This is a genomic window from Marinobacter sp. UBA2498 (assembly GCF_002341575.1).
Lineage (GTDB): Bacteria > Pseudomonadota > Gammaproteobacteria > Pseudomonadales > Oleiphilaceae > Marinobacter > Marinobacter manganoxydans.
The window spans coordinates 4,328-11,366 of the sequence record NZ_DDOI01000122.1 but is presented as its reverse complement, the minus strand read 5'-3'; the positions used below and the strand labels follow the sequence as shown (position 1 = coordinate 11,366).

Below are 7,039 nucleotides of genomic sequence, written 5' to 3'. Positions count from 1 at the left end.
GAGCCATTACCACCGATTTACTGACCGAACTTGGAAACTGGGGGTTCAGTCTTCGCGATATCCGGACCCCGGTATTCATCTACCAGGGCGAGGAGGATCCATTCGTGCCCATGGACTACGCTCGCCACCTCGCCAAAAATCTACCAGTCGCAGAGCTGACCCCGATGCCCGGCCTCGGTCATCTGTACCCGCTTTGCCGGGACTTTCAGGATCAGCTTTTTCAACGTCTTACTCTGCAGCTGGACCGCCATCAAACAAAGGAGTCACAGACACCATCATGACCAACAAAATCGATATCCACTATTGCACCGGTTGCCGCTGGCTTCTGCGCTCGGCCTGGATGGCGCAGGAGCTGCTGACAACCTTCGAAGGCGAGATCAGTGAATTGAGCCTGCACCCCGGCACTGGCGGTATTTTCGAGGTGTGGGTCAATGGCAAGCGGGTCTGGTCCCGCAAGCAAGACGGCGGCTTCCCGGAAATTACCAAACTCAAGCAATTGGTTCGCGACCAGGTTGCACCGGAACGCTCCCTTGGCCATTCCGACAGCAAAACCGGCACCTCAGAATAATCATTCAAAAATACTGACAGGCTGTGTCGATATTCTTCGCTTTTAGAGAAGGCGCTGCGCCCCGATAGTATCCCTCGTCCAATTCAACAACATGAAAGGGTATCTATGAGCGACGTGATGCAATCCATCAAATTCAACACCATCGAGGTACCTAATCGATTCGCCCTGGCACCAATGACACGCACCAGTGCGGAGCCGGACGGCACCCCGAATGCCCTGATGGCAGACCATTACGAACGCTACGCGAGGGGCGGCTTTGGTCTGGTGATCACCGAGGGAACCTATACCGATGGCAAGGCAAGCCAGGGCTATGCCAACCAGCCCGGCATCATCAACGAAGCGCAGATAGATGGCTGGAAGACCATTGTCGAACGGGTACACGCCGCAGGCAGCAAGATCATCGTTCAGTTGATGCACGCCGGCGCGCAGTTCCAGGCCAACCGTTTCACCGACCAGCCACAGGCGCCCAGCGAAGTTACCCCAAAAGGCGCCCCGCTTGGTTTCTATGGCGACCAGACTGAGTGGCAAACGCCCAGCGCCATGACCAGGACCGACATTCAGGCGGCGGTTGAAGGTTTTGCACATTCCGCCGCCAATGCGAAAGCCGCCGGCTTCGATGGCATTGAGATTCACGGGGCCAACGGCTATCTGTTGAATCAGTTCCTGAGCACCTACTTTAACCAACGCGACGATGAGTACGGTGGTTCACTGGAAAACCGGCTGCGCCTGGTGGTTGAAGTGGTCCGTGCGATTCGCGAGGCCGTTGGCGAGGACTTCACCGTAGGCATCCGCCTGTCTCAGGGCACGGTCACTGATCCAGACCACCAGCTGCCGGAGGGTGAAGCCGGATTCCGTCAGATTGTGGAAGCGGTCCGCGATGCAGGTGCCGATTTCGTCCATACAACCGACGGTGACGTTAACCGGAAGCATTTTGTAGAGGGTGATGAGAGCCTGGCTGGCGTGGCCGCCAGCGTTGAAGGGATCGGTCTTATCCTCAATGGCAACATTGATGAAACCAACTGCCAGGATGTGGCCAACCAGTTCCCGGACACGTTGCTTGCGGTGGGCAAGAAGGCGCTCGCAAACCCGGACTTCGTGCAGCGCCTCAAAGACGGCAAAGAGATTGCAGACATCGATTTCGCGATGCTGCAACCGAAGGCCACCATTTCCAACGAGCTGGCCTGGCGCGAGCAGAACGCCGCCTGATCGCTTTTCTCTCCCGAGAAATGCAGCCGGAGGAACCCACAGCGGGGCCTCCGGCGTAGCTACTTCAAGCTGCTATGCTGACATTACAAGCCAACGGGAGACTGAATGACTTCTGACATCAGTATTGTCTGGCTGGGAACCATTGCCAGCCTGCTGGCGGGCCTTGCCAGTGGCGTGGGCGCCCTGGGTGTGTTTCTTGTCCGTACCCTCACCCATAAACTGCAGGACGGTATGCTGGCTTCAGCCGCAGGCGTGATGTTGGCGGCGTCATTTTTTTCTCTGTTACTACCTGGCCTCGAGTACGGCGAACAGATTACTGGCGAGACCTGGACCGCCGCGCTGATTGTCATTTTCGGCCTGCTCTCCGGTGCCGCTGCCCTCTACTTTGTGCACCAGAAGCTGCCGCATCAGCACTTCGAACTGGGCCGGGAAGGATCGGACGCTTCTTACATCCGCGGCATTTGGCTCTTTATTGTCGCTATAACCCTCCACAACTTCCCCGAAGGCATGGCGGTGGGCGTCGGTTTCGCCGGCGGCGATGTCAATAATGGCTATGTTCTTGCCACCGGTATCGGACTCCAGAACATTCCGGAGGGGCTGGCCGTCGCTTTTTCGCTATTGGCCATCAACTACTCGCGAATCAAGGCCTTCAGCATTGCCCTGATGACTGGATTGGCCGAGCCACTGGGTGGTCTCTTCGGAGCGACGCTTGTCTGGCTTGCCGAGCCAATAATGCCCTGGACCCTTGGCTTCGCAGCAGGCGCCATGCTGTTCATCATCAGCAATGAAATTATCCCCGAAACCCATCACCGGCAATGGAAAATCATGTCCACCTTCTGCCTGATGGGCGGTTTTGCCGTAATGATGTTCCTGGATGCTACGTTGGGCTAACCGCCCAGACACCCGCCAGGGCTTCCAGAGCCTCCGCGATCAGAGGCTCGCCCTGTCGGTCCTGGTGCCATACGAAACTGAGCGCGCAAGGCAACTGCAACCCCTCAACAATTTCCAGGCCGGTTTCCTGGCGCTCAGCCATCGCCAATGCATCCCGCGCGAGACTCAAACCCACACCTGCCCTGACCAGGTCCAGCATGCACGCCTCCTGATCGACCTGGGCTACGCCCCGCGGCATTAACCCCATGGGTTCCAGAGTGCCTTTAAGCAGCCGGTGATGAACGGAGTCTTCTGGGGTCACAATCCAGGGCATAGCTGCCAAGTCGGACCACTGGGCCGACCGAAGCCTCGGCCCCCAACCCGCCGGCGCAACCACATAGTAGTGAAACCGGGTCAGCTCACGGTGAACCACATCCGGCGCCAGTGCACCCGGCCCGACGCCGGGCGGCGCCAGAAAAAAACCGACATCGAGGCGGCCATCCCTGACCTGTTCCAACACGCTGCCACTCATACCCTGACGCAGCTCGGTCTCCAGTTGTGGCGCCCGTTCCACCAGGCGGTGCAGAAACGCCCCGAGACGGATAAATTCCGGATCCACGATGGTACCAATCCGCAACCGCCCTCGAAGGGTGTTATGCAATGCCCGGGCGCTCTGCTCAAACGCTGCCATGGCAGCGAGTGCTTTTTCAGCCGAAGGCAAGAGAGCCTGACCATCGGGGGTCAACACCAGACCCTGGGGCTTGCGCAGGAACAGTTTGAGTTCCAGTTCGTCCTGCAGTTGCTTGAGCTTGAGGCTGACGGCGGGCTGAGTCAGATGGAGGCGAGTGGCGGCGCGGCTTACACTGCCCTCACGGGCGACAGTAACGAACGCCCGAAGGCTCTGAAGGGGGTACATAAGCGTCTCGTTTCAGGTTCTCGATATAAGATTACCTTATATCTGGCTTGTGAAAATCTCAATTGCTTTCCCCCTTTGCCACACCTAACCTGTATGGTCAGAAATTACCCAAAGCTCCTTAAGGGCCCTTAGCAGAATGCATTTCTGCCATTTCGAGCGGCCAATCGCGAAAAGACAGAGGCATCCATGACCAACGCAACCATCCAGCATTATATCAATGGCGAAATATCTCTCGGCACATCCAGCCAGTCCCAGGACGTGTTCAATCCGGCCACCGGACAGGTCACAGGCCGCGTAGCTCTGGCCGGCCGTGAGGACGTAGACGCCGCTGTTGCTGCCGCCGATGCTGCATTCCCCGCCTGGGCCGACACACCGCCCATTCGCCGGGCCAGGGTCATGTTCAAGTTTCTGGAACTGTTGAACACCCACAAGGATGACCTGGCCCGCGCCATCACCGCGGAGCATGGCAAGGTATTCACGGACGCCCAGGGCGAAGTAGCCCGGGGCATCGACATCGTCGAATTCGCCTGCGGCATTCCCCAGCTTCTGAAAGGCGATTACACCGAGCAGGTCAGCACGGGTATCGATAACTGGACCACCCGCCAGCCCCTGGGCGTGGTCGCCGGCGTTACCCCGTTCAACTTCCCGGCGATGGTGCCCATGTGGATGTTTCCGGTAGCCATCGCCGCAGGCAATACCTTTGTCCTGAAGCCCAGCCCCCTCGACCCGAGTGCTTCCCTGATGATCGCCGACCTGCTGAAACAGGCCGGACTGCCCGATGGCGTATTTAACGTGGTGCAGGGCGACAAGGACGCGGTGAACGCCCTGATCGAGCATCCGGATGTCCAGGCCCTGAGTTTTGTCGGATCCACCCCGATTGCCAACCTGCTTTACGAGAAAGGCGCCAAGCACGGCAAGCGTATTCAGGCGCTGGGCGGCGCCAAGAACCACATGGTGGTGATGCCGGACGCCGATCTCGACAAAGCGGTCGATGCCCTGATCGGTGCCGCTTATGGTAGTGCCGGCGAGCGCTGCATGGCCATCAGTGTGGCGGTGCTTGTCGGGGATGTTGCGGACAAGATCGTGCCAAGACTGGCCGAGCGGACCCGAAGCCTGAAAGTGAAAAACGGCGAACAGCTGGATGCCGAGATGGGCCCGATTGTTACCGCCGCCGCACACCAGCGCATTACCGGCTACATTGACAAGGGTGTGGCAGAAGGTGCCGAGCTGGTCGTGGATGGCCGGGAGTTCGATGCCTCGAACACCGGCGATGGCTGCGCCGATGGTTTCTGGATGGGCGGTTCACTGTTTGATCACGTCACGCCCGATATGACGATCTATCGTGAAGAAATCTTCGGACCGGTTCTGGCCTGTGTCCGGGTACCCGATATCGCAACGGCGATTCGTCTGATCAACGACCACGAATTCGGCAACGGTGTCAGCTGCTTCACCGAGAGCGGCAGCGTGGCCCGGGAATTTGGCCGCCGAATCCAGGTCGGCATGGTCGGGATTAACGTACCCATTCCCGTACCCATGGCGTGGCACGGCTTTGGCGGCTGGAAGCGCTCGATGTTTGGCGACACCCACGCTTACGGCGAAGAGGGCGTGAAGTTCTACACGCGCCAGAAATCCATCATGCAGCGCTGGTCCGATTCCATTGATGCCGGTGCGGAATTTGTGATGCCGACCGCCAAGTAACTAGAAAACCAGCAGCGGAGAAAACGCCATGTCCGACAACAACAATGCGACGGGACATCAGGAGTTCGATTACATCATTATCGGCGCCGGCACTGCCGGCTGCCTGCTGGCCAACCGGCTGAGCGCAAACCCGGAGAATCGGGTGCTACTGATCGAGGCTGGCGGACGGGATAACTACCACTGGATTCATATCCCGGTGGGCTACCTGTACTGCATCGACAATCCGCGAACAGACTGGCGTTTCCGTACCGAGCCCGATCCTGGCCTGAACGGCCGATCCCTCATCTACCCCCGCGGCAAGACTCTGGGAGGCTGCTCCAGCATCAACGGAATGCTCTATATTCGTGGCCAGGCCCGGGATTACCAGCAGTGGGCCGAAATTACCGGCGAGGACGCCTGGAACTGGGACAACTGTCTTCCCGATTTCATGCGCCATGAAGATCACTACCGCCTTGATGAAGGCGGCGATGCCGATCCGGAGCACCGCAAGTACCACGGTCACGGCGGGGAATGGCGTGTGGAGCATCAGCGCCTGAAGTGGAAAGTGCTGGAGGACTTTGCCACTGCCTGCGTCGAGGCGGGCATACCCCGGACCCGGGATTTCAACCGCGGCGACAACGAGGGCGTGGATTACTTTGAGGTGAACCAGCGCTCCGGCTGGCGCTGGAATACGTCCAAAGCGTTCCTGAGGAACGCGGAAAAGCGTTCCAACCTGACCCTATGGCACTCAACCCATGTATTAGGGCTCGAGACAGAAAACGCCGGTTCCGGGCCTCGCTGTGTCGGCGTTCGGGTCGAGCGGTCTGGCGGCGATGACGTTATCGCCCGGGCAAAACGGGAAGTTATCCTGTCCGCTGGCGCCATTGGCTCCCCGCAATTGCTCCAACTCTCGGGCATTGGTCCCGCCGACCTCCTCAAGGAACACGGCATTGATGTAGTTGCCGACCTGCCCGGCGTTGGCGAGAACCTCCAGGATCACCTGCAGATCCGGTCTGTGTACAAGGTGAAAGGGGTCACAACGCTGAACACCATGGCTAACTCCCTGATCGGCAAGGCCAGGATCGGCCTGGAATACCTGCTTACACGCTCGGGGCCGATGAGTATGGCGCCCTCACAGCTGTGTCTGTTTACCCGCAGTTCCGAGGAATACGATTACGCCAACATCGAATACCATGTGCAGCCCCTTAGCCTGGACGCCTTCGGGCAGCCGCTTCACAATTTCCCGGCCATCACTGCCAGCGTTTGCAATCTGAACCCCACCAGCCGGGGTTCGGTGCGCATCCGCAGCAACGATCCAAAACAGGCACCGGCGATATCCCCCAATTACCTGAGCACGCCGGAAGACCGGAAAGTTGCTGCAGACTCTTTGCGGGTGACGCGCCGTATTGCCGAACAGCCTGCCTTCATGCAGTACGAGCCGGAGGAATTCAAACCAGGACTTGAGTACCAGACCGACGACGAGCTGGCGAAGCTGGCGGGCGACATCGGCACCACGATCTTTCACCCGGTGGGCACTACCCGTATGGGGCGAGCCGATGATGAACAGGCAGTAGTGGACCCACACCTGAGGGTCCGGGGTGTGGCGGGATTGCGCGTGGTGGATGCCGGGATAATGCCCACGATCACCAGCGGCAACACCAATTCGCCAACCCTGATGATTGCCGAGAAGGCCGCCAGGTGGATTCTGGCGGGTGATTGAGCATTGAACTGATTGCAGTTTCCAGGTTTTTACCGGCGGACAGGCTGCTAGAATCGGCAGCCTGTTTCAATTGCAAAGGACT

Annotated in this window: 7 protein-coding genes; 6 read left to right on the top strand and 1 reads right to left on the bottom strand. The window is 59.0% G+C overall.

The features are described from left to right. The 4 genes from B2W52_RS16915 to B2W52_RS16900 form a co-directional block, all read left to right on the top strand. Positions 1-281: alpha/beta fold hydrolase (locus B2W52_RS16915; RefSeq protein WP_414673511.1), on the top strand; the 281-nt coding region annotated here is incomplete at its 5' end. Next, on the top strand, positions 278-568 hold the full coding sequence (locus B2W52_RS16910) for an Rdx family protein (RefSeq protein WP_008173882.1): 291 nt from the start codon (positions 278-280) through the stop codon (positions 566-568). The genes B2W52_RS16915 and B2W52_RS16910, both read left to right, overlap by 4 nt. A 105-nt stretch (positions 569-673) precedes the next feature. Beyond that, the gene (locus tag B2W52_RS16905; protein WP_053112774.1) at positions 674-1,774 is read left to right on the top strand and encodes an oxidoreductase; all 1,101 of its coding nucleotides are present in this window, start codon (positions 674-676) and stop codon (positions 1,772-1,774) included. Between the two features lie 105 nt (positions 1,775-1,879). After that, the gene (locus B2W52_RS16900; protein ID WP_008173877.1) at positions 1,880-2,665 is read left to right on the top strand and encodes a ZIP family metal transporter; all 786 of its coding nucleotides are present in this window, start codon (positions 1,880-1,882) and stop codon (positions 2,663-2,665) included. On the opposite strand, the gene B2W52_RS16895 is transcribed toward B2W52_RS16900, so the two are convergent. Continuing rightward, positions 2,652-3,560, bottom strand: coding sequence for a LysR family transcriptional regulator (locus B2W52_RS16895; RefSeq protein WP_219120485.1), 909 nt, complete (start codon positions 3,558-3,560; stop codon positions 2,652-2,654). The two genes, B2W52_RS16900 and B2W52_RS16895, sit on opposite strands and share 14 nt — an antisense overlap. A 186-nt stretch (positions 3,561-3,746) precedes the next feature. Here B2W52_RS16895 and B2W52_RS16890 point away from each other — a divergent pair, with 186 nt between their 5' ends. Further along, positions 3,747-5,258: a CoA-acylating methylmalonate-semialdehyde dehydrogenase gene (locus tag B2W52_RS16890; RefSeq protein ID WP_273018391.1), complete on the top strand. Its 1,512-nt coding sequence runs from the start codon at positions 3,747-3,749 to the stop codon at positions 5,256-5,258. 28 nt (positions 5,259-5,286) lie between these two features. Further along, positions 5,287-6,957, top strand: coding sequence for a GMC family oxidoreductase (locus B2W52_RS16885; protein ID WP_053112776.1), 1,671 nt, complete (start codon positions 5,287-5,289; stop codon positions 6,955-6,957). Positions 6,958-7,039 lie beyond the last annotated feature (82 nt).